This is a genomic window from Pseudomonas sp. Lz4W (assembly GCF_000346225.2).
In the GTDB taxonomy this organism is placed as follows: domain Bacteria; phylum Pseudomonadota; class Gammaproteobacteria; order Pseudomonadales; family Pseudomonadaceae; genus Aquipseudomonas; species Aquipseudomonas paraversuta.
In genome coordinates, this window is sequence record NZ_CP017432.1 from 808,359 (window position 1) to 828,523 (window position 20,165).

A 20,165-nucleotide genomic window follows, 5' to 3' on the forward strand; every position below is an offset into this window, starting at 1 on the left:
GTCGAAGCAACAAAAAAGCCCGTCCCCCAAAAGGGGACGGGCTTTTTTTCAGGCGCAGAGGTTACGCGATGCTGGTGGTGGTCGGTTCAACCAGTTCCAGCAACTCGGAGTTGCGGGTGCTGACTTCACGGTACAGCTGAGCATCGGTTTCGAGGACCTTCTCCCGGGCCGGGAAAATTTCCTTGAGCTTGGTCGCCCATTCGCCAGCAGCCTTTTGAGGGAAGCAACGTTCGATCAGGTCGAGCATGATCGAGACAGTTACCGAAGCACCTGGAGACGCGCCCAGCAGAGCGGCCAGCGAGCCGTCCCTTGCTGCAACCAGTTCGGTGCCGAACTGCAGCACGCCACCTTTTTTCGGGTCTTTCTTGATGATCTGTACCCGTTGTCCGGCCACTTCAAGACGCCAGTCTTCGGCTTTGGCCTGCGGGTAGAAGCGACGCAGGGAGTCCAGGCGTTGTTCCATCGACTGACGCACTTCGCTGACCAGGTATTTGGTCAGGTCCATGTTGTCCCGTGCCACAGCGAGCATTGGCCCGATGTTGCCCGGACGAATCGACATCGGCAGATCAAGGAATGAACCGTGTTTGAGGAACTTGGTGGTGAAGCCGGCATAGGGTCCGAACAGCAACGATTTCTTGCCATCCACCACCCGGGTGTCCAGGTGCGGTACTGACATCGGTGGCGAGCCCACTGCCGCCTGGCTGTAAACCTTGGCCTGGTGCAGTTTGACCACTTCAGGGTTATCGCAACGCAACCACTGGCCACTTACCGGGAAGCCACCGTAGCCTTTGCTCTCTTCGATGCCTGAAGCCTGCAGCAACGGCAATGCCGCGCCACCAGCGCCCAGGAATACGAACTTGGCATCGATGTGCCGGGTAGTGCCGCTATTGGTGTCCTTGATGCTCACCGTCCAGCCGCTGCCGTTGCGCTTGAGGCCGGTGACCTTTTTGCTGTACTTGATCTGCGTGTCCGGTGCGCTGCCCAGGTGTTTGAGCAGTTGCTGGGTCAGGGCCCCGAAGTTGACGTCGGTACCCTGCATCACGCGGGTCGCCGAGATGGCCTGGTCCGCAGGGCGGCCCTGCATCATCAACGGCATCCATTCGGCCATTTTGCCTTTGTCTTCGGTGTATTCCATGTCTGAAAACGCGTGGTGCCGGCTCAGCACTTCAAAGCGTTTTTTCAGGAAGGACACGCCTTTTTCGCCTTCGACATAGCTCAGGTGAGGCACCGGGCTAATAAAGGATTTGCAGGAGCCGAAGGTCCCTTTTTGCGCCAGATAGGCCCAAAACTGCTTCGATACCTCGAACTGGGCATTGATATGCACAGCCTTTTTGATATCGATCGAACCATCTGCCGCCTGCGGCGTGTAGTTCAATTCACAAAGGCCAGCGTGACCGGTGCCTGCGTTGTTCCACGGGTTGGAACTTTCCGCGGCACCCGAGTCCATCTGCTCAACAACTTCCAGCTTGAGGCCGGGGTCGAGCTCTTTGAGCAGTACGGCGAGGGTGGCACTCATGATGCCCGCTCCAACCAGTACTACGTCGACTGCTTCGTTATGCGCCATTAACGCGTCTCCAAAATCTACGGCACCAAATTGACGGCATAGCTGCCAGGTCACCCGGGGCATGTTTGAGTCAGGGCCCCGGGTCACTCATGGCCAGGATCGCCATGTCCGATTATTCGCAATTTCTTGCAGCTTCAGCGCACGCTCAGACCAGGGCCTTCAGGGTTCATATGAACGCATTTCAGTACCCGTGAGGCAATTCGACTTAAGGTCTAGAGCGTCCGTTTGTGCAACCAAATCCGTAAGCGGACAGGCTTTCAGTCGTGTGCGCAGTAGCCCGCGACTGTCCTGCTTGGTGAGACTGTTTCAGACGCTAATGGTGCATGTTCAGACGCAAAACTTTTCATTTGCTCGCCACACTCTTGTGAAGTTGTGAAACCCGTTTTTTTTTCACGCTCTTTTGAAGACGTGAACCTCAAAAAAGGGCTGCCGCAAGCCTGGTACCTGACCCGTGAATGGCATGCCGCAAACGGCATAACGGGAAAAAAGCAGTGGCCTGGCCAATGGCAGCTCTGGCAGATCGAGTAAAGGCGGTGGTTTGCGCAGTGAACAGCAAGCTCGCCAGCTTCACATGATCTGTGTGGGCGACTCTCTGTGGGCGGTGCCGGGGAGCTAATACAAGCGCATTAGCGGTGCTGCGAGGCCCGATCAGGAGACGTCCTTATAATCGGGGGGAGATTGTAACGAAGAAACGCGGGCAATTGATCCTGTTAAATGACTTTTATTGGTTCGCCAGTCAAAGACCTAACAGCGGTAGCACCGCCGAACGCGTTGCACGCGAGGGGATACGGGCGCTGGCGGGTAGTACCTGGTGTAACCAGTTGAGGCGGATTTCTTCGATTTCGACCCAGGCATCGCCGACGGGCGGTTGTTTGCATTGCTTGAATGCCTGGCAGCGGCCTGCGCTGTCCAGTCGGGCGAAGCAGCGACGGGGGCGGGTAAAGCTGAGCAGCGACCATAGACTGTTCATGGGCGGGCACCTCGGGAGTCAGTAACGCAAACACTACCGGCATGAGGTGACAGCCCCATGTATCGGTCATGACAAGGGGGTGACAGCAAGCGGCTAGTTAGCAAGTGCAGTGCACCGCTATACTGGCGGCCTGTTTTACCCAGTCCTGGAGAGATGAGCATGTTGCAACGCCTGTTGTTCGGTTTGATTACTGTGACCAGTTTGACCCTGGTCGGCTGTGCCCACAGCCCGCAACAACTCAGCCCGCAACCCAAGCTGACCGCGCAACTGGCGCCAGTGGGACGTGGTCAACCGGTGGTGGTGCGTGTGGTGGACGGTCGTCCGGGGCCGACTCTGGGCACCCGTGGCGGCATGTATCCGGAGACCAGCGCGATCAGCGTCAGCAGCGCAGATCTGATCCCCAAGCTGCAAGCCCAGGCCGAAGCGGCTGTGCGTCTGTTGGGCTACACGCCGACGTCCAATGCGATGAATGCGCCAACCCTGACCGTGACCCTGGCCGAACTGAAATATCAGTCGCCCAAGGACACCATGTACGTGACCGAAGCGACCATCGGCGCAACCTTTCGCTCTGATGTGAAAAACGGCGGCCGTACCTATAGTGGCCGTTACGGCGCGTCGCTGGACCAGCGCTTTGGCATGGCACCGAACCAGGAAACCAACACCAAACTGGTGAGTGACGTACTGAGTGATGCCCTGACCCGAGTGTTTAAAGACCCGGCTATTGGTCGTTTGCTCGGCGAGTAATGCCAGTAAGACAAAAAGCCCGGACTCTGTGAGTTCGGGCTTTTTTATGGGCAAAGGTTTCAGGCGGCTTCGGCATACAGTTCAAGCCGGCTGACGCCGGTCAGCAGGTCCAGCTCGGGCAAGTCGGCATGGGTGTGGCCGCTGAGTGCGCAATAGACCAGCCAATGGTGATCCTGGACGTTGAATGCCAGACCTTCGATCAACGCCTGCTGTTCATCGCTGGGAGTGATGAGGTAGAGGCGGTCCTGGTTTTCTGCGTGCAGCATGACAAGCTCCGTGTCGGTGTCGAGGGGCCATAGAGTGACCTCTCTACATGACGATACGGTGACAGCTGAAATTACCCTGTGCCTGCAGGCGCGAGCTCTTGAAATCTCGCGAGCCCGCGCCTGCAGCAGAGAAGGGGTTACAGAGGCAGGCCGGCCTTGACCCGATACTGGTTACGCACCGGCATTGCATACTGCAACACCAGATACGGCCGGTGTTCGACAGGGCAGGCGTCCAGGCGGCGTTGCCATTCTTCCTGGGCCTTGGCCAGTTCTTCGGCAGGGAACACTTGCGCAGCCAGTGGAACCTGCAGTTGCGGGTCGGCATCACTCCATTGTGCGTACGCCAGGTAGTGCGCCGGGAACAGGCGATAGCCGCTCAGAATGTGCCGGTCCATTTCGCTGGCCAGCAATTTGCTGTCCTCGAATGGCTCGCTGACAGGTGTCGAAAAGTTAACGTGCACACGGCCCTTGTAGCCGGTAATGCCGTTGGCAATGCTGGTGTCGTCTTCGCCCGCAGCCTTGCTGTAAGTGCCCGTGGTGGCGCGTATGTACAGCTCGCGAGCCTTGGCCTGGTCACAGGGGTCGTATTCGTAGCTGATGGACACCGGAGTCAGGTTCAGTGACTGAATAACCTCGGCAAACGGCTCGTTTTTACGGCTCATATGGAACATTTTCAGAATCGCCGAATCAGTACGGTCATCACCGTCCTTGGCGCGGCCTTCAGCCTGTGCAATCCAGATCGACTGGCAGTCGTTGCGAATCGAATGGTTGATATAGGCCGACAGCAACTGATACGCCGCCAGCTTTTCACGGCGGCCGGTGATCGAGCGATGCACGATGAAGCTCTTGTTGAGGCGCATCAGATCGCTGACAAAGGGTTTTTGCAGCAGGTTGTCGCCAATGGCGATCCGCGGTGTTGGCAGGCCAGCGTGATAAACCGCGTAGTTGACGAAGGCCGGGTCCATCACGATATCGCGGTGGTTGGCCAGAAACAGATAGGCATTGCCGGCCTTCAACTGCTCGACGCCGGTGTAGGTTACACCGTCGGTTGCGTTTTCGATGGTGCGGTCGACATAGACTTCGACCTTGTCCTGTAAGGTGGCGACAGAAGTAACGCTGGCGAACTCTTTACGCAGACGATGCGCTATAAGGGGTTTTAACAACCAGCCGAAAGCGCCGGCCAGGCGCGGAAAGCGAAAGTGGGTCAGGATATCTAGAAACGCCTTGTCGCCGAGCAGCCGGGCCAGCACTGCTGGGACTTCTGCGTCGTCGTAAGGTCGGATGGTATCGAATTCGCCCATCATGCTCTCTTGTTGGAAACGGCTAGGGTTAGTACACAGGGCAGGACAAAAATAATAGCCCTGCAAATAGACGGCGATTATACGCACAAGTCACTCTGGAGACCGCGATGCTTGAGACTGAACACTACGATTGCCCGTATTGCGGTGAGGTGGCTGAAGCCGTGCTCGACCTCTCGGGTGGCGATCAGACCTACGTTGAAGATTGCCCCGTGTGTTGCCGGCCGATTGTGTTCCATCTTCAAACCGACGGTCAGGAGTGGATGCTTGATGTGCGTAGCGAGAACGAGTGATCACCATGCGCCGTATCTACGAGCCCCAGAATCTGATGGAAGCCGAGCTATTGCTGGGCATGCTTGCCAGTGAAGGGGTCGAGGCCCGACTGGACGGGGCTGATCTGGTCGGGGGGACCGGCGAGTTGCCGGCGCTCGGGTTGCTGGGGTTGACGGTGGCCGATGATCAGGCGCAATACGCGCGCCAGTTGATCGATGCGTACAATGCGGCGTCACCCGTGGCGGGCGATGAGCCTGAAAGCTTCCCGGATGTGCTGATCTGCTGATCAGTGAATATTTTTTGCATCTATATAGAAGAGTTGTGCTGCCCCATGTGTGGACGTTTTGCCCTGTTTCGCTGGAACCCTGCATTTGCAGCCTTGCCCGGTTTTCCGGCGGATCAGCAGGCCCAGTGGAACATTTCACCCAATGACTCGGTATTGATCCTGCGTGCCGGTGCCGAACCCGGCCAGCGTGAACTGGCGCGGGCACGCTGGGGGCTGACTCCGCCGTGGCTGACTGACCTGTCGCGCACCCCGGCCCATGCCCGGGCCGAAACCGTGGCCGAGCAACCGATGTTTCGCGATGCCCTGCGCCAGCGCCGCTGCCTGATCCCGGCCAACGGTTTTTACGAATGGCGTGGGACCACGCGTAAAAGACCCTACTGGCTGACGCCGGGTGAGGGCGCTTCGCTGTTTTTTGCCGGCATCTGGGAGGCCTATCCGGTCGAGGGGCATGTGTGGCTCAGTACTGCGGTGATTACTCAGGCCGCCGCCAGTCAGCGTCGACCGCTGATTCTGGATGAGGCCGGGCAGCAGGCCTGGCTCGACCCTGAAACCCCGCTGCAGGACCTTCAGGCATTGCTCGCCAGCCCGCAAACGCCATTGCGCGAACGGCCGCTGGCCAATCTGGTCAATGATCCAAAACTTAATGCGCCCGAGTGTCTGACACCGGGTTGAGATACGATGCGCGCCATGTTTATGGAGAGTCATGATGGGTAAGTTAGCGGTAGTGTGCGCGGTGGGCGCCGGGGTATTGCTCGCAGGTTGCCAAGCGGTGAACACCACCAGTGGCGGCGCGGTAGGGGTTGAGCGCAAGCAGTACATGTTCAGCATGCTGTCGAGTCAGCAAGTGGATCAGATGTATGCGCAGTCGTACCAGCAGACTGTCACCGAGGCCAGCAGCAAAGGCGCACTGGACAAAACCAGCGCCAACGCCAAGCGTTTGCAAGCCATTGCCAACCGCCTGGTTGCCCAGGCGCCGTTTTTTCGTCCGGATGCCGCGCAATGGAACTGGGAGGTCAATCTGATCAAGAGCGACGAGCTCAACGCCAACTGCGGCCCGGGCGGCAAGATCATTTTCTATAGCGGGATCATTGATCAGCTCAAGCTCAGCGACGACGAAATCGCCGCCATCATGGGCCATGAAATTGCCCACGCCTTGCGCGAGCACGGGCGTGAATCCATGTCCAAAGCCTATGGCATCGAGATCGCCAAACAGGGCGCGGGTGCGTTGTTGGGCCTGGGCCAGGACAGCCTGCAGCTGGCCGATACCGTGGTCAACTACAGCCTGACGCTGCCCAACAGCCGCAGCAACGAAAACGAAGCCGACCTGATCGGCCTTGAGCTGGCTGCCCGGGCGGGTTACAACCCGAATGCAGCGATTACCCTGTGGCAGAAAATGGCCGCGCAAGCGCAAGATGCGCCGCCGGAATTCATGAGCACCCACCCGGCTTCCAGCAGCCGGATTGCGGCATTGCAAGCGGCGATCCCCAAGGTGATGCCGCTGTATGAGCAAGCGCCGAAGACCCAGTAGGGTTAAGACCGCAGTGATCCCATAGCCGGCAAGCCAGCTCCCACAATTCAGACCGCCTGGTGGGAGCCTGGCTTGCCGGCGATTGCATTGGCCTGCATCGCAGAGCGCCTGCAGGGATCAGTGGCCGTTACAGCCAGCCGCTGATCACCATCGCCTTGTACACCGCCACTATGGCCAGCACGAAGAACGCGGTCGCGGCCAGTCGGCGAATCAGGGTCAATGGCAGTTTGTCGGCCGCAAAGTTACCCGCCAGCACCACCGGCACGTTGGCAATCAGCATGCCCAGGGTGGTACCGATAATCACCAGCCACAAATCCGGGTATTGCGCCGCCAGCATCACGGTCGCAACCTGGGTCTTGTCACCCATTTCAGCGATGAAGAATGTAATCAGCGTGGTGATGAAGGGGCCGTATTTGCGGGCTGTACTGGCCTCGTCGTCGTCCATTTTGTCCGGGACCAGAGTCCACAGGGCCGTGGCGGCAAAGCTCGCGGCGAGCACCCAGTGCAACATCACATCGGTGAAGAAGGTGCTGAACCAGGCGCCCACGGCACCGGCTGCCGCATGGTTGGCGAGGGTTGCCACCACGATGCCGGCGATGATCGGCCAGGGTTTGCGAAAGCGTGCGGCGAGAATCAGCGCGAGCAGTTGCGTCTTGTCACCGATTTCGGCCAAGGCAACGATTGCTGTAGGAACGAGTAAGGAATCGAGCATCATCAGGTAGTTTTCCAGGGGCGGGTCGACACGGCTATGACACGTACAGCCTTCCCGCCCCGGGTAAGGTGTTCGTGTCATAGGTCTTGTCAAACCCCGGTCCGTCTGTGCGGACACCTGGGTCGCATGCACCATGGTCTGTTGACCAAGTATGTTGACGCATGCCGGACGAGCGCGAGGCTCGTGGGAGACTACTCCCCTAGGACGGAGCGGATTCTGCCTAGGCAAATCCGATCCGGCAAGCCCTTATTGCGCTTTTCTGTCAGCGGCGTTTGGCGCTGTAAATCCGGAAACCCTGACCTTGCGCCTTGACTGTGCAGTGGCCGAACTGCTCTTCGATCAGCGGCTGGTAGCGCAGGAAGCTATTGGCTACAAGACGAAGTTCGCCACCTGTTTTCAGATGTTTGACTGCTTTTTGCAGCAAGTTTTCTGTGGCGTGGTAATCGGTATGAACCCCGACGTGAAACGGCGGATTGCTCAAAATCGAGTTCAGGCCCATGGGCGCCGCATCAATGCCATCGCCGGTAATGACCTCGGCTTCCAGACCGTTTGCGGCAAGGGTCAGACGACTGCTGGCGGTGGCAAAGGCATCGACATCGAGCAGGGTGACGTTGTTATGCGGGTAGCGGCGCTTGACCGCGGCTCCCAGCACCCCGGCACCGCAGCCGAAGTCCAGCACGTGGCCGCTGGGCAGTTTGTCCAGGTGCTCCAGCAACAGGGCGCTGCCCCGATCCAGGCGGCCATGGCTGAACACACCCGGCAGGCTGACGACTTTCAACGGGCCTTCGGCCAGCGGCAGTTCGTAATGCTGGGCGAGGTCGGCGAGCACCGGTGCGGCCGGGGCGTTGACCACAGTGACTTGCCACAGCTGGCAATGACGCGCGCTGTCGAGCTTGCGCGGCTTGCCAAACGGAACCAGTTGCTTGGATGCGCCTTCGATTCCGCCCTTCTTTTCGCCCACCAGAAATACGTCCGCACCGGGCAGGCGAGCCGCCACGGCGTTGAGCAGATAATCAGCCAGTTCCTTGGACTTGGGCAGAAACACCACGGCGGTGTCGAAGCTGCGCTCAGGCAGCTCGATGCCGAAATGCACCCGTCCTTCAAAGCGCGCATCCAGGGTGGCCTGGTCGCCGGCGTGCCAGCACCAGCCGTGGGCATTTGGCAGTTCGCCGAGCAATTCGTCAGCCGGTAAACCTACCAACAGCAACGAGCCCTGAAAGTATTCAGGCTGACGAAGCAGTACTTCACTGCGCGGATCCATAATCTGCTCCTCAAAAAGGGCCGCAGTCTATCAACTGACGACCCGCAGCGCTGTACCGTTAAAGAATGCTTCGGCGTTTTGCGTCAGTTGGCCGACGATCCGCTGGCGCGCTTCACGACTGCCCCAGGCGCTGTGCGGAGTAATGATCAGGCGCGGGATGTCATGGGCCAGCAGCGGGTTGCCGTCGCGCGGCGGTTCGACGCTCAGTACGTCGGTGGCCGCGCCGCCCAGATGGCCGCTGCGCAGCGCATTGGCCAGGGCCAGTTCATCAATCATGCCGCCGCGGGCAGTGTTGACCACAAAGGCCCCCGGCTTGAGCAGTGCCAGTTCACGGGCGCCGATAAAATTGCGAGTGTGTTCATTGAGCGGGCAGTGAAAGGTCAGGGCGTCGACCTGTGGCAGCAACTCATCCAGTGGCAGCCGGTCGGCTCGGGCCGGACGGCCGGGGATCTGGCCCAGCAAGACGCGCATGCCAAAGGCTTCGGCCAGCCGGGCCACGGCGCTGCCCAGTTCACCGTGACCGAACAGGCCCAGGGTCTTGCCTTCGAGTTCGACAATCGGGAAGTCCAGCAAGCAGAACTGCCTGGCCTGTTGCCACTGGCCCGCAGTCACGGCTTTGTTGTAGTCGACAAGGCGGGTGGCCAGTGCCAGCAACAGCCCCAGAGTGTGCTGGGCCACCGAGGGGGTGCCGTAGCCCTGGCAGTTGGCGACGGTAATGCCGCGGGCGCGTGCGGCTTCAAGGTCAACGTTATTGGTGCCGGTGGCCGCCACCAGAATCAGCTTCAGCTCGGGGCAGGCCGCGAGGGTTCGGGCATTGAGCTGGATTTTATTGCTGATGGCCACGCTGGCGCCTTGCAGACGTTCGATCAGGTTATCGGCGTCGGTGTCCGACCACAGCTGCAACTCGCTGAAACACTGGCGCAGAGGGGCAAGGTCGAGGTCGCCCAGATCCAGTGAGGTGTGATCCAGGAATACTGCGCGCTGAGTGTTCGTCATCAACTGTACCTTTTGTGCTGTCGAGTGAAGGCGTAATGTGGCGAGCCTAACAGAAGAAACAATTTGTAATGGAGCCGTGCATGTACTGGACAGAATTTTTGACCGTTGCCCTGATTCACTTGCTGGCCGTGGCCAGCCCCGGTCCCGACTTTGCTGTGGTGGTGCGTGAAAGCGTGACTCACGGCCGTCGCGCCGGGATGTTTACCGCCTTCGGCGTGGGCACGGCAATTTTCGTCCATGTCGGCTATTCGCTGCTGGGGATCGGGATCATTGTCTCGCAGTCGATTGTGTTGTTTAACGCCCTCAAATGGCTGGCAGCTGCCTACCTGCTGTACATCGGGATCAAGGCATTGCGCGCCAGGCCTGCTGATCCGGCAGCCGTGGCTGCTTCTTTGCCGGTTGGCGAGCGCACTGCGCGCGGAGCCTTCACTTCGGGCTTTGTAACCAATGGCCTGAACCCTAAAGCCACGCTGTTTTTCCTGTCGTTGTTTACCGTGGTCATCAATCCGCATACGCCATTGTCCATTCAGGCCGGGTATGGCGTGTACCTGGCGGTCGCGACGGGGCTGTGGTTTTGCATGGTTGCGATGTTGTTCAGCCATCAGCGCGTACGCACCGGCTTTGCACGCATGGGCCACTGGTTTGATCGCACCATGGGCGCGGTGCTGGTCGCCCTGGGTGTGAAGCTTGCGTTCACTGAGATGAATTGATTTTTCGTATCGCTCCATGGGCCCACCCCGGCTAGCGGGAACGCTGCAGGGGCTGGCTTGCCCGCAACGCGAGCCAGCCAGTTGGCCACAGGTTTGGCGTTGCGCCACCGGCGATCTTGTCAATTTCTGGTTTTCCTTCATCCTTGCGGCTCATTGTGCGTGCCCTCGGAGAAGTATCGATGTCCTCAGTCAACCGGTTCTGGCGCCAGGTCAAACTGCCACTGGCAGTCAGCCTTGTCTCGACGCTCGCCGGGCCCGCCTGGGGCGTGAGCTTTAACATAGGCGAGATCGAAGGCCAGATCGATTCCGAACTGTCCATTGGCGCCAGCTGGTCCACGGCCAAGGCCGATCGCAAGCTGATCGGCGCCAACAACGGCGGCAAGGGGCAATCGCAAATCTCGGATGATGGCCGTCTCAATTTCAAGCGCGGCGAAACCTTCTCCAAGATTTTTACCGGCATCCACGGGCTGGAGCTCAAGTACGGCGACAGCGGTGTGTATGTCCGGGGCAAGTATTGGTACGACTTTGAACTGCAGGATGACAGTCGTCCCTTCAAACCAGTCAGCGACAGTGGGCGCAAAGCCTCGGCCCAGTCTGCCGGAGCCCAGTGGCTGGATGCCTACGCCTATCACAACTACGCCATTGCCGATCAGCCCGGGGCCGTGCGCTTGGGCAAACAGGTGGTCAACTGGGGTGAGAGCAGCTTTATCGGTGGCGGGATCAATGCCATCAACCCGACAGATGTCGCGGCGTATCGGCGACCGGGCACTGAGTACAAAGACGGACTGGTGCCGGTCAACCTGTTCTACATTTCGCAAAACCTCACCGACAACCTCTCGGCCCAAGCCTTTTATCAACTGGACTGGGAGCAGTCAGAAACCGATAACTGCGGAACATTTTTCTCCCAGTCCGATGTAACCGCCGACGGTTGTGACGGCAATTATCGAGTGATGAGCAAGCGTTCGGCACTGAATGTGGCGGACCTTTCAGCCCTGACGTCGGCGGGTGTCGATGTGAACGGCGAGGGCGTGCTGGTGCGTCGTGGTGCTGATCGCGATGCGCGCAACAGCGGGCAGTTCGGCGTGGCCATGCACTACGTGTTTGAGCCGCTGGACACCGATTTCGGCGCCTACTTCATGAACTACCACAGCCGCGATCCGATCCTCAGCGGGCGTGCGGCATCGCAGTCGGCCTACGACTCGGCCTCGGCTGCAGGCGCTCTGGCGCCGATGATCGTCGCCGGTAACTCCAGTTACTACGTCGAGTATCCCGAGGATATCCGCCTGTACGGCCTGAGTTTCGCCACCACCTTGTCCACAGGCTCGGCATGGAAAGGTGAACTGAGTTATCGGCCCAATGCGCCGGTACAGCTCAACAGCAATGATCTGCTGTACGCCAATGTGACCCTGTTGCCGGGACTGGCCGCTGCATCGCCGCTGAGCGTTACTCCGGGTGCCGATTCCCAGGGCTATCGGCGCAAGGAGATCACTCAGTTTCAGACCTCTCTGACCCATGTCTTCGACAATGCCATGGGAGCTGACCGGCTGACCTTGATCGGTGAGGTTGGCGTGAGCCACGTGGCCGGTCTCGGCGGCAGTTTGCGCTACGGGCGTGATCCGGTATTTGGTAGCGACGGCAACGACGGCTTCACCACGGCTAATTCATGGGGCTATCGCGCACGTGCCGTGTGGGCCTACAACAACGTGTTTAACAGCCTCAACCTGAAGCCGAATCTGGCCTGGTCCCACGATGTCAGCGGCTATTCGCCGGGCCCCGACAATACCTTTGCCGAAGGGCGCAAGGCAGTGAGCATGGGCATTGATGCCGAGTACCAGAACACCTATACCAGCAGCCTTTCGTACACCAATTTCTTTGGTGGGCGTTACAGCACGGTCAGCGACCGGGACTTTATGACGCTGACGGTGGGGGTAAAGTTTTAAGCCGCAGCTCAGAGCCCGTGGAGAAGGGGGTGGCTGGCGCTTTTTGATATAAATATTTTCACTTTGTTGATTTATGAAATAATACGTGTCATCTATAGCCGCACACAGTCGACGGACTGATCCTGCGCGCCAGCTTGGATGGCAAGTGTTTCTTCACCCCCGAACGCCCTTCAGGAGTCAATAATTTGAACAAGACAGTACTTCTAGGTGCACTGGCCCTGTGCGCTTTCAGCTTTGTGGCCCGCGCCGATGACGCGCCTCTGCGTATTGGTATCGAAGCGGCCTACCCACCGTTTTCGATGAAAACCCCTGAAGGTGAGATCAGCGGTTTTGACTACGACATTGGCAACGCGCTGTGCGAGGAGATGAAAATCAAATGCACCTGGGTGGTCCAGGAGTTCGACGGCATGATTCCTTCGCTCAAAGTGCGCAAGGTTGATGCGGTGCTGTCTTCCATGTCGATTACCGAAGACCGGCTCAAGTCCGTCGATTTCAGCAAAAAGTACTACCACACCCCCGGCAAGTTCGCGATGAAGGCGGGCACTGTGATCAACGATCCGCTGGTGGATCTCAAGGGCAAACGTGTCGGGGTGCAGCGCTCTTCGACCTATGACCGCTTTGCCACCCAAAAGCTTGAGACGGCCGGGGTCGTGGTGGTGCGCTACTCGACCCAGAGTGAAGCCTTCCTCGATCTGGTCTCGGGCCGTCTGGATGCCACGCTCGCCGACATCATCTACACCGATGAAAGCTTTATCAAAACCCCGCTGGGCCAGGGATACGCCCTGGTCGGACCGGATATCAACGACCCTGCCTTCTTCGGCCGGGGCGCAGGCATCGCTGTGCGTAAAGGCGACACGGCCAACGCCGAACGCCTGAATGCCGCCATTGATGCAATCCGCGCCAACGGCAAGTACGAACAAGTGATGACCAAGTACTTCACGTACGACATCTACGGTCAAAGGTAAGTCAACCCGTATCCCTGATGCGGCTCCCCCGGAGGGAGTCGCCGGGGCTTGTCTCGCGCGTTTTTTGGCGCTCGCTTGAGGAACTTCATCATGCTCCACGGCTACGGATCGAGCATTCTCGAGGGTGCCTGGCTGACCGTAAATCTGGCTCTGACCGCCATGGCCCTGGCCATTGTCCTGGGACTGATTGGCGCGACGCTGCGCTTGTCACCGATCAAGTGGCTGGCACGGCTGGGAGAGGTCTATACCACCCTGATTCGCGGTATTCCGGATCTGGTACTGATTCTGCTGATTTTCTATGGCGGTCAGGATCTGGTGAACCGCATCGCTATGGCCCTGGGCTCCACGGACTATATCGATATCAACCCCTTTGTCGCGGGGGTCTGCACCATGGGCTTCATCTTTGGTGCCTATCTCTCGGAAACCTTTCGCGGTGCATTTATGGCCATCCCCAAAGGCCAGATCGAGGCGGGGCTGGCGTATGGCATGGGCAGCGCCCAGGTGTTCTGGCGAATTCTGGTGCCGCAGATGGTCCGTTTCGCACTGCCGGGGTTCACCAATAACTGGCTGGTGCTGACCAAGTCCACTGCGCTGATCTCGGTCATTGGCTTGCAGGACATGATGTTCAAGGCCAAAAGCGCAGCAGATGCGACCCATGAACCCTTTACGTTTTTTCTCGCCGTGGCGGGGCTGTATCTGATGCTGACCAGCGTGTCATTGCTGGTGCTGCGCTTTCTGGGACGACACTACTCGGTCGGCATAAAAGCCGCTGAGTTGTGATTGGGAGCACCTCATGATTCTTGATTACAACCTGATCTGGGAAAACCTGCCGCTGTATTTCGGTGGCGCGCTGATAACCCTCAAGGTACTGCTGATTTCCCTGTTCTTTGGCCTGGTGCTGGCGATTCCGCTGGCGCTGATGCGAGTCTCGCGATCGCCTTTGATCAACTTTCCGGCCTGGCTCTACACCTATGTCATTCGTGGCACGCCGATGCTGGTGCAGCTGTTTCTGATCTATTTCGGGCTGGCGCAGTTTGAAGCCGTGCGCCAGAGCGTGTTTTGGCCATACCTGTCCAGCGCCACCTTTTGTGCGTGCATGGCGTTTGCGATCAATACCAGTGCCTACAGCGCGGAACTGCTGGCGGGCAGTCTGAAGTCCATCCCCTATGGCGAGATCGAAGCGGCCAAAGCCATGGGCATGTCGCGAGTGACTTTGTATCGGCGGATTCTCCTGCCTTCGGCCCTGCGCCGGGTGTTGCCGCAGTACAGCAACGAAGTGCTGATGATGATGCAGACCACGAGCCTGGCGTCGATTGTCACCCTCGTCGATATCACCGGGGCCGCCCGTACGGTCAGTGCACGTTATTACCTGCCGTTTGAAGCGTTCATTACCGCGGCGGTTTTCTATCTGGTGCTGACCTTTATTTTGACCCGTCTGTTCAAGCTGGCCGAGCGCCGCTGGCTGGCGTATCTGGCACCGCGCAAATACTGAGGGGCGTGTTATGGAACACATTAAATACCTGTTGCCGTGGAGTGCCTCGGGCACTGAGCGCCACCTGTCCCTGTTTCGTTTTGGCCAGGGCACGCGCAAGGCCTACATCCAGGCCTCGCTGCACGCGGACGAGCTGCCGGGGATGCGCGTTGCGGTGGAGCTCAAGCGTCGCCTGCTGGAGCTTGAGGGGCAAGGCCGGTTGAACGGGGTGATCGAGCTGGTGCCGATGGCCAACCCCATCGGCATTGCCCAGATGTTTCAGGCGACCCACCAGGGGCGCTTTGAGTTTTCCAGCGGCAAGAATTTCAATCGCGACTTCCCAGTGCTGGCAGACGGCGTGGCTGCGCGGGTGGCCGGCCAGTTGGGTGGCGATGCCGAGGCCAACACACTGCTCATCCGCCGGGCCATGCTCGATGTGCTGAGTGAGCAGCCAGCCCCGGCCTCGGAGCTCGATGGCTTGCGTTGCCTGTTGCTGCGCCATGCCTGTGACGCCGATGTGGTACTGGATCTGCACTGTGATTTCGAGTCGATCATGCTGCTGTACGCCTTGCCGCAAAACTGGCCGCGCTTGCGCTCGCTGGCCGCGCGTTTGCGCGCCGGGGTGGCCCTGTTGGCAGAGGATGCGGGGGGCAGTGCGTTTGATGAAGCCTGTGCGCTGCCCTGGTTGCACCTGGCCGAGCGCTTTCCCGAGGCTGAGATTGCCCTGGGCTGTATCGCCACCACCATTGAACTGCGCGGCATGGCGGATACCGAGTCGGGGCCATGCGTGGAGAGTGCGGAGGCGATTCTCGGCTATCTCGCCGAGCAAGGGCTGATCAGCGGTGCATGGCCGGACGCGCCGGTTCACAGCTGTGAGGCCATGCCGTTTGCGGGTGCCCAGTACGCCTATGCACCGCATCCGGGGGTTGTGAGCTTTATCCAGCCGCTGGGGGCGCGGGTCAAGGCGGGCGATCCGCTGTTTGAAGTGATGGACCCGCTGACTGATCGCCACAGTGTGGTGCGCGCCAGTACCGACGGCATCCTCTATGCCCGTGAACGCCTGCGCTTTGCCCAGCCCGGTTTGTGGCTGGCCAAAGTTGCCGGCAATACCCTTATTCGCCAAGGTCGCTTGCTTAGCGACTGATCCCGAGAGTGGATGTCATGTACAAACTTGAAGTTCAGGATTTGCACAAAAGCTACGGCTCCCATGAAGTGCTCAAGGGCGTTTCGTTGCAGGCGAAGGCCGGGGATGTGACCAGTATCATCGGTTCCAGTGGTTCCGGGAAAAGTACGTTCTTGCGGTGCATCAACCTGCTGGAGCAACCCAGCGGCGGCAGTATCGTGCTCGACGGCGAACCGCTCAAACTGATCAGTAGCAGGCGGGGAGGGCTTGAGGCGGCAGATCCGAAACAGTTGCAGCGCATGCGGTCGCGACTGTCGATGGTGTTTCAACATTTCAATCTGTGGTCCCACATGAATGCTCTGGAAAACGTCATGGAGGCCCCGGTGCACGTGCTCGGCATGGGCAAGGGCGAAGCGCGGGACAGGGCCGAGCATTACTTGAACAAGGTAGGCGTGGCGCACCGCATGCGCGCCTGGCCGGCCCATATGTCCGGCGGTGAACAGCAGCGTGTGGCGATTGCCCGGGCCCTGGCCATGGAGCCGGAAGTGATGCTGTTCGACGAGCCGACTTCGGCCCTGGATCCTGAGTTGGTGGGGGACGTGCTCAAAGTGATGCAGGATCTGGCGCAGGAGGGGCGGACCATGGTGGTGGTCACTCACGAAATGGGCTTTGCCCGTGAGGTTTCCAACCAGCTTGTGTTCCTTCATCAGGGTGTGGTTGAAGAGCGTGGCGACCCGCGCAAGGTGCTGGCCAATCCTCAGTCTGAACGCCTGCAGCAGTTTCTTTGCGGCAGTTTGAAATAGCCGGCGACCGCTTCGGATACACTTCGGGGCGTCACAAGCCGACGCAGTGTCTACTGCACGGACCGGCTTTGGGCGCCGCCCCTTTTTTATCCACAGGGAATGTTGAGCCGGATATGCCAAGCCCATCCAAAGACACCACGATTTATGCCGCCGCGGTCATGCGCAAGCTGGCAGAGATCGTGCCTGAGTTGCAGCCTTCATTGCGCAAGGTCGCCGATTTTATCCTGCGTCATCCGCTGCGTGCCGCGACCCTGACGATTGAGGAAATGGCCCACGAGACCAGCACCTCGCCAGCGGCGGTCAATCGCCTGGCCAAAGCCCTGAATCTGGGCGGGTACAGCGGCATGAAGGCCGAGCTGGTGGCAACACTGCAACAAGTGGTGTCTCCGGTGGACAAGCTGCGTAACGAACTGGCCCATCGTCCGGACGGGGCGTTTGGCCTGCATGAACAAATTCAAAGTGCCAGCAGCAACCTGGCCACGGCCGCGACCAGCAATCATCCGGACACCTTTGAAGCCTTTGTGAATCACCTGGTCAAGGCGCGCAAGATTTACATCCTGGGCTTCGGTAACAGTGTCTATTTCGCGGGCCTGGCGGCCTCGACCCTGATTCCGTTTTGTGCCGATGCCACGGCTATCAGCATGGAAGGCGGTAACGAAAACGCCGCCTATCGACTGGCTGCGATCACTGATCAGGACGTTTTACTGGCGATCTCTCTGCCGCGGTATTCCATCGACACCCTGCAACTTTCCCGCTTCGCCAGCGAGCGCGGCGCCACGGTGCTGGCCATTACCGACTCACCTGCCTCGCCTCTGAGCAGCATTGCCCGGCATGTGCTGTTTGCCCCGGCCGACCATCCGGTGCTGACCAGCTCCAGCATCGCAGTACTTGCCTTGATCGAAGGACTGGTGGCGGGCGTCATGGCGCGGAACAAGGAGGCGGTCAAACTGGCGACAGAACTGACAGAGAGCGTCATGTCTTACCTGCATATTCCTGTGGGCAGTAAATTGACTAAAAAGTAATCAGCGATGCCGGTGTGGGCAGGGCATATCTATTTGTGGGCAGGCGATCGGACGACTATCGTTTATGGAACACGAATATTGGCGGCCTGAGGAATTTTTACCGCTGGTCGCGTTCCAACGCCCACAGAGGTCTAATGCCAACGACCTTTGCCTCCAGAAAGACTGACAGGAGCTTCACCATGTTCACCTCGCGTCGTTTGATTATTGCCGCAAGTGCTATCGCCTTGCTGGCAGGCTGCGCCTCGCCCAACCCATATGACAATCAAGGCCAGGCCTCTTCGGGCATGAGCAAAACCGCTACCTATGGTGGTCTTGGGGCGTTGGCCGGTGCCGTTGCCGGTGCTGCCATCGACCATAACAACCGTGGCAAGGGTGCATTGATCGGTGCCGCAGTGGCAGGTCTGGGGGCCGCAGGTTACGGCTACTACGCAGACAAGCAGGAAGCTGCGTTGCGCGCGAGTACGGCCAACACCGGGATTGAAGTTCAGCGTCAGGGCGACAACATCACCCTGGTGATGCCGGGCAACATTACGTTTGCCACCAGCTCGGCGAACATTGCTCCCAGCTTCTATCAGCCGTTGAACAACCTGGCGAACTCGCTGAAGCAGTTCAACAACCAGAACCTGATTCAGATCGTCGGCTATACGGACAGCACCGGGAACTACAACTACAACATGCAGTTGTCCCAGCAGCGTGCGCAAAGCGTGGCGACCTATCTGACGTCCCAGGGTGTCAGTGGTCAGTACCTGTCGGTCAGCGGTAAAGGCCCGGCCGACCCGATTGCCAGTAACGCCACGCCTGATGGCCGTGCTCAGAACCGCCGCGTGCAGATCACCCTGGCACCGATTCCGGGCGTGAACTACCAGCAGCAGGGGCAAGTTCAGCAGTACCCGTAAGACCCAGGTCTTGCAGGTGCCGCAGGCATTTGCTGGCAGCATAAAAAAAGCCCCGTGATCCTTACCGATCACGGGGCTTTTTGTTGAGCGCTTTACCGGATGAATTACTTCTTCAGGCCGTAATGCTCATCGAGCATGCCGGGGGCGTTCGGGGTTTTTGGCGCGTAGTCCAATGGTGGCTCAGTGCTGTGCGGCGGGGTGATGCGCTCGCGATGCGGTTGAGGGACATCAGAGTGCAGAGCGGCCAGCAGACGTTGGCGAGTTTGCTCGTCCAGGGCCAAACGGTTGGCGCCCTCGGCGAGGTGGTCTTGTACGTCCTGGTAGCTCTGAGTGAGTTTTTTCACCAGATTGGCGGTGCTGTTGAAGTGGGTAACCACTTCACTTTGATAACTGTCAAAACGTTTCTGAATGTCGTCCAGCTGACGCTGCGTGCTGTTAGGCGCGGCATTAGGCAGCAGACGCGCGATCAGAAAACCAATGGCGACACCTGCAACCAGGGCTAGAGTCGGCAATAACCAAATCAAGAGCGAGTGTTCCACGAGTCCTTCCTCTATAAACGGCTTTGCTTTACGTTAACGGCTCGGACCTGCGCTGTATACCGCGATGCACTCGCAAATATGCCAGACAGAATCTATCAGCTAGACGAGTCGACCCAGTTTGAGGTCACGGAGTTCCTTCTTGCTTACCCGCGAAACCCCTGTAGTAATTGATGGCCCTGTGGGCCAACTGGAAGCCTTGTACCTCGATTTGCCTGAGCCAAAAGGCCTGGCGCTACTGTGTCACCCCAACCCGGTTCAGGGTGGGACGATGATGAATAAAGTGGTTTCGACCCTGCAACGTACCGCCCGTGATGCTGGCCTGATTACATTGCGATTTAATTATCGCGGTACGGGAGCCAGCGAAGGCAGCCATGACATGGGCAGCGGCGAAGTCGACGATGCGCTGGCGGCTGCCCTCTGGTTGCGCGCCCGGCACCCGGAACTGCCGATCACCTTGCTCGGTTTTTCGTTTGGCGGTTTTGTGGCAGCCAGCCTGGGCGGTCGCCTTGAAGCCCGGGGCGAGAAACTTTCGCGCCTGTTCATGGTGGCCCCGGCGGTGATGCGTTTGCGCGCCGAAGACGATTTGCCCCAAGCCTGTGCGGTGACCGTAATTCAGCCCGAAACCGATGAAGTGATCGACCCGCAACTGGTCTATGACTGGTCAAACGCGCTGTCACGCCCCCATGAGCTGCTTAAAGTGGCAGAATGCGGGCACTTTTTTCACGGCAAGCTGCCTGAGCTCAAAGAGTTGGTAGCGCCACGCCTTTCGAATTGATTGCAGCCTGATAAGCGATTACC

23 protein-coding genes and 1 riboswitch are annotated in these 20,165 nt (G+C 59.1%); of the genes, 15 read left to right on the forward strand and 8 right to left on the reverse strand.

The features are described from left to right. Positions 1-61: 61 nt before the first annotated feature. Entirely contained in the window at positions 62-1,564 is a 1,503-nt protein-coding gene (gene mqo, locus B195_RS03890) for a malate dehydrogenase (quinone) (RefSeq protein WP_003443760.1), read from the reverse strand. Between the two features lie 736 nt (positions 1,565-2,300). Further along, positions 2,301-2,534, reverse strand: a complete 234-nt coding sequence (locus tag B195_RS03895; RefSeq protein ID WP_003443757.1) for a hypothetical protein — start codon at positions 2,532-2,534, stop codon at positions 2,301-2,303. A gap of 159 nt (positions 2,535-2,693) precedes the next feature. Here B195_RS03895 and B195_RS03900 point away from each other — a divergent pair, with 159 nt between their 5' ends. Next, positions 2,694-3,278, forward strand: coding sequence for a YajG family lipoprotein (locus B195_RS03900; RefSeq protein ID WP_003443754.1), 585 nt, complete (start codon positions 2,694-2,696; stop codon positions 3,276-3,278). Positions 3,279-3,337: 59 nt separating this feature from the next. Here B195_RS03900 and B195_RS03905 read toward each other — a convergent pair whose 3' ends face one another. Both B195_RS03905 and B195_RS03910 read right to left on the reverse strand, forming a co-directional pair. After that, entirely contained in the window at positions 3,338-3,544 is a 207-nt protein-coding gene (locus B195_RS03905; RefSeq protein WP_003443751.1) for a hypothetical protein, read from the reverse strand. Between the two features lie 137 nt (positions 3,545-3,681). Next, on the reverse strand, positions 3,682-4,845 hold the full coding sequence (locus B195_RS03910) for a 1-acyl-sn-glycerol-3-phosphate acyltransferase (RefSeq protein ID WP_029612200.1): 1,164 nt from the start codon (positions 4,843-4,845) through the stop codon (positions 3,682-3,684). A gap of 107 nt (positions 4,846-4,952) precedes the next feature. Between B195_RS03910 and B195_RS03915 the strand changes: the two genes are divergently transcribed. Genes B195_RS03915 through B195_RS03930 form a run of 4 tightly spaced genes read left to right on the forward strand, consistent with a single transcriptional unit; the run spans position 4,953 to position 6,929 of the window. Further along, on the forward strand, positions 4,953-5,135 hold the full coding sequence (locus tag B195_RS03915; protein ID WP_003443745.1) for a CPXCG motif-containing cysteine-rich protein: 183 nt from the start codon (positions 4,953-4,955) through the stop codon (positions 5,133-5,135). Between the two features lie 5 nt (positions 5,136-5,140). Continuing rightward, complete coding sequence (locus tag B195_RS03920) at positions 5,141-5,401, forward strand: putative signal transducing protein (RefSeq protein WP_003443742.1); 261 nt, start codon at positions 5,141-5,143, stop codon at positions 5,399-5,401. Positions 5,402-5,446: 45 nt separating this feature from the next. Beyond that, positions 5,447-6,073, forward strand: coding sequence for an SOS response-associated peptidase (locus B195_RS03925; RefSeq protein WP_003443741.1), 627 nt, complete (start codon positions 5,447-5,449; stop codon positions 6,071-6,073). Between the two features lie 34 nt (positions 6,074-6,107). Further along, positions 6,108-6,929, forward strand: a complete 822-nt coding sequence (locus tag B195_RS03930) for a M48 family metallopeptidase (protein WP_003443739.1) — start codon at positions 6,108-6,110, stop codon at positions 6,927-6,929. 127 nt (positions 6,930-7,056) lie between these two features. Here B195_RS03930 and B195_RS03935 read toward each other — a convergent pair whose 3' ends face one another. From B195_RS03935 to B195_RS03945, 3 genes are all read right to left on the reverse strand, one after another. After that, on the reverse strand, positions 7,057-7,641 hold the full coding sequence (locus B195_RS03935; protein WP_003443736.1) for a TMEM165/GDT1 family protein: 585 nt from the start codon (positions 7,639-7,641) through the stop codon (positions 7,057-7,059). Positions 7,642-7,733: 92 nt separating this feature from the next. After that, positions 7,734-7,853, reverse strand: a riboswitch (yybP-ykoY riboswitch). Between the two features lie 50 nt (positions 7,854-7,903). After that, the gene (locus B195_RS03940; RefSeq protein WP_003443734.1) at positions 7,904-8,902 is read right to left on the reverse strand and encodes a class I SAM-dependent methyltransferase; all 999 of its coding nucleotides are present in this window, start codon (positions 8,900-8,902) and stop codon (positions 7,904-7,906) included. A 30-nt stretch (positions 8,903-8,932) separates the two neighbouring features. Further along, on the reverse strand, positions 8,933-9,898 hold the full coding sequence (locus B195_RS03945; protein WP_003443731.1) for a 2-hydroxyacid dehydrogenase: 966 nt from the start codon (positions 9,896-9,898) through the stop codon (positions 8,933-8,935). 80 nt (positions 9,899-9,978) lie between these two features. On the opposite strand from B195_RS03945, the gene B195_RS03950 reads away from it, so the two are divergent. The 9 genes from B195_RS03950 (at position 9,979) to B195_RS03990 (ending at position 18,828) form a co-directional block, all read left to right on the forward strand. Then, entirely contained in the window at positions 9,979-10,608 is a 630-nt protein-coding gene (locus B195_RS03950) for a LysE family translocator (protein ID WP_003443728.1), read from the forward strand. A 179-nt stretch (positions 10,609-10,787) separates the two neighbouring features. Next, positions 10,788-12,548, forward strand: coding sequence for a DUF1302 domain-containing protein (locus tag B195_RS03955; RefSeq protein ID WP_003443726.1), 1,761 nt, complete (start codon positions 10,788-10,790; stop codon positions 12,546-12,548). A 185-nt stretch (positions 12,549-12,733) separates the two neighbouring features. After that, positions 12,734-13,513 (forward strand): ABC transporter substrate-binding protein, encoded by a 780-nt coding sequence (locus B195_RS03960; RefSeq protein ID WP_003443724.1) that lies wholly within the window; start codon positions 12,734-12,736, stop codon positions 13,511-13,513. Between the two features lie 90 nt (positions 13,514-13,603). Then, the gene (locus B195_RS03965) at positions 13,604-14,293 is read left to right on the forward strand and encodes an ABC transporter permease (protein WP_003443721.1); all 690 of its coding nucleotides are present in this window, start codon (positions 13,604-13,606) and stop codon (positions 14,291-14,293) included. Positions 14,294-14,306: 13 nt separating this feature from the next. Next, complete coding sequence (locus B195_RS03970; RefSeq protein WP_003443719.1) at positions 14,307-15,005, forward strand: ABC transporter permease; 699 nt, start codon at positions 14,307-14,309, stop codon at positions 15,003-15,005. A gap of 10 nt (positions 15,006-15,015) precedes the next feature. Next, positions 15,016-16,128: a succinylglutamate desuccinylase/aspartoacylase family protein gene (locus B195_RS03975; protein ID WP_003443717.1), complete on the forward strand. Its 1,113-nt coding sequence runs from the start codon at positions 15,016-15,018 to the stop codon at positions 16,126-16,128. A gap of 17 nt (positions 16,129-16,145) precedes the next feature. Further along, on the forward strand, positions 16,146-16,910 hold the full coding sequence (locus tag B195_RS03980; protein WP_003443714.1) for an ABC transporter ATP-binding protein: 765 nt from the start codon (positions 16,146-16,148) through the stop codon (positions 16,908-16,910). Between the two features lie 113 nt (positions 16,911-17,023). Beyond that, complete coding sequence (locus B195_RS03985; RefSeq protein ID WP_003443711.1) at positions 17,024-17,932, forward strand: MurR/RpiR family transcriptional regulator; 909 nt, start codon at positions 17,024-17,026, stop codon at positions 17,930-17,932. Positions 17,933-18,111: 179 nt separating this feature from the next. Further along, positions 18,112-18,828: an OmpA family protein gene (locus B195_RS03990; protein WP_003443708.1), complete on the forward strand. Its 717-nt coding sequence runs from the start codon at positions 18,112-18,114 to the stop codon at positions 18,826-18,828. A 104-nt stretch (positions 18,829-18,932) separates the two neighbouring features. Here the strand turns inward: B195_RS03990 and B195_RS03995 are convergent, their stop codons facing one another. Continuing rightward, complete coding sequence (locus B195_RS03995) at positions 18,933-19,367, reverse strand: YhcB family protein (RefSeq protein WP_003443705.1); 435 nt, start codon at positions 19,365-19,367, stop codon at positions 18,933-18,935. 139 nt (positions 19,368-19,506) lie between these two features. Between B195_RS03995 and B195_RS04000 the strand changes: the two genes are divergently transcribed. Then, positions 19,507-20,142, forward strand: a complete 636-nt coding sequence (locus tag B195_RS04000) for an alpha/beta hydrolase (protein ID WP_003443703.1) — start codon at positions 19,507-19,509, stop codon at positions 20,140-20,142. Positions 20,143-20,165: the final 23 nt, after the last annotated feature.

Excerpts from the sequence above, each read along its gene's own strand:
- mqo (WP_003443760.1), bottom strand. The coding sequence starts at position 1,564 with ATGGCGCATAACGAAGCAGTCGACGTAGTACTGGTTGGAGCGGGCATC.
- B195_RS03895 (WP_003443757.1), bottom strand. The coding sequence starts at position 2,534 with ATGAACAGTCTATGGTCGCTGCTCAGCTTTACCCGCCCCCGTCGCTGC.
- B195_RS03900 (WP_003443754.1), top strand. The coding sequence starts at position 2,694 with ATGTTGCAACGCCTGTTGTTCGGTTTGATTACTGTGACCAGTTTGACC.
- B195_RS03905 (WP_003443751.1), bottom strand. The coding sequence starts at position 3,544 with ATGCTGCACGCAGAAAACCAGGACCGCCTCTACCTCATCACTCCCAGC.
- B195_RS03910 (WP_029612200.1), bottom strand. The coding sequence starts at position 4,845 with ATGGGCGAATTCGATACCATCCGACCTTACGACGACGCAGAAGTCCCA.
- B195_RS03915 (WP_003443745.1), top strand. The coding sequence starts at position 4,953 with ATGCTTGAGACTGAACACTACGATTGCCCGTATTGCGGTGAGGTGGCT.
- B195_RS03920 (WP_003443742.1), top strand. The coding sequence starts at position 5,141 with ATGCGCCGTATCTACGAGCCCCAGAATCTGATGGAAGCCGAGCTATTG.
- B195_RS03925 (WP_003443741.1), top strand. The coding sequence starts at position 5,447 with ATGTGTGGACGTTTTGCCCTGTTTCGCTGGAACCCTGCATTTGCAGCC.
- B195_RS03930 (WP_003443739.1), top strand. The coding sequence starts at position 6,108 with ATGGGTAAGTTAGCGGTAGTGTGCGCGGTGGGCGCCGGGGTATTGCTC.
- B195_RS03935 (WP_003443736.1), bottom strand. The coding sequence starts at position 7,641 with ATGCTCGATTCCTTACTCGTTCCTACAGCAATCGTTGCCTTGGCCGAA.
- B195_RS03940 (WP_003443734.1), bottom strand. The coding sequence starts at position 8,902 with ATGGATCCGCGCAGTGAAGTACTGCTTCGTCAGCCTGAATACTTTCAG.
- B195_RS03945 (WP_003443731.1), bottom strand. The coding sequence starts at position 9,898 with ATGACGAACACTCAGCGCGCAGTATTCCTGGATCACACCTCACTGGAT.
- B195_RS03950 (WP_003443728.1), top strand. The coding sequence starts at position 9,979 with ATGTACTGGACAGAATTTTTGACCGTTGCCCTGATTCACTTGCTGGCC.
- B195_RS03955 (WP_003443726.1), top strand. The coding sequence starts at position 10,788 with ATGTCCTCAGTCAACCGGTTCTGGCGCCAGGTCAAACTGCCACTGGCA.
- B195_RS03965 (WP_003443721.1), top strand. The coding sequence starts at position 13,604 with ATGCTCCACGGCTACGGATCGAGCATTCTCGAGGGTGCCTGGCTGACC.
- B195_RS03970 (WP_003443719.1), top strand. The coding sequence starts at position 14,307 with ATGATTCTTGATTACAACCTGATCTGGGAAAACCTGCCGCTGTATTTC.
- B195_RS03975 (WP_003443717.1), top strand. The coding sequence starts at position 15,016 with ATGGAACACATTAAATACCTGTTGCCGTGGAGTGCCTCGGGCACTGAG.
- B195_RS03980 (WP_003443714.1), top strand. The coding sequence starts at position 16,146 with ATGTACAAACTTGAAGTTCAGGATTTGCACAAAAGCTACGGCTCCCAT.
- B195_RS03985 (WP_003443711.1), top strand. The coding sequence starts at position 17,024 with ATGCCAAGCCCATCCAAAGACACCACGATTTATGCCGCCGCGGTCATG.
- B195_RS03990 (WP_003443708.1), top strand. The coding sequence starts at position 18,112 with ATGTTCACCTCGCGTCGTTTGATTATTGCCGCAAGTGCTATCGCCTTG.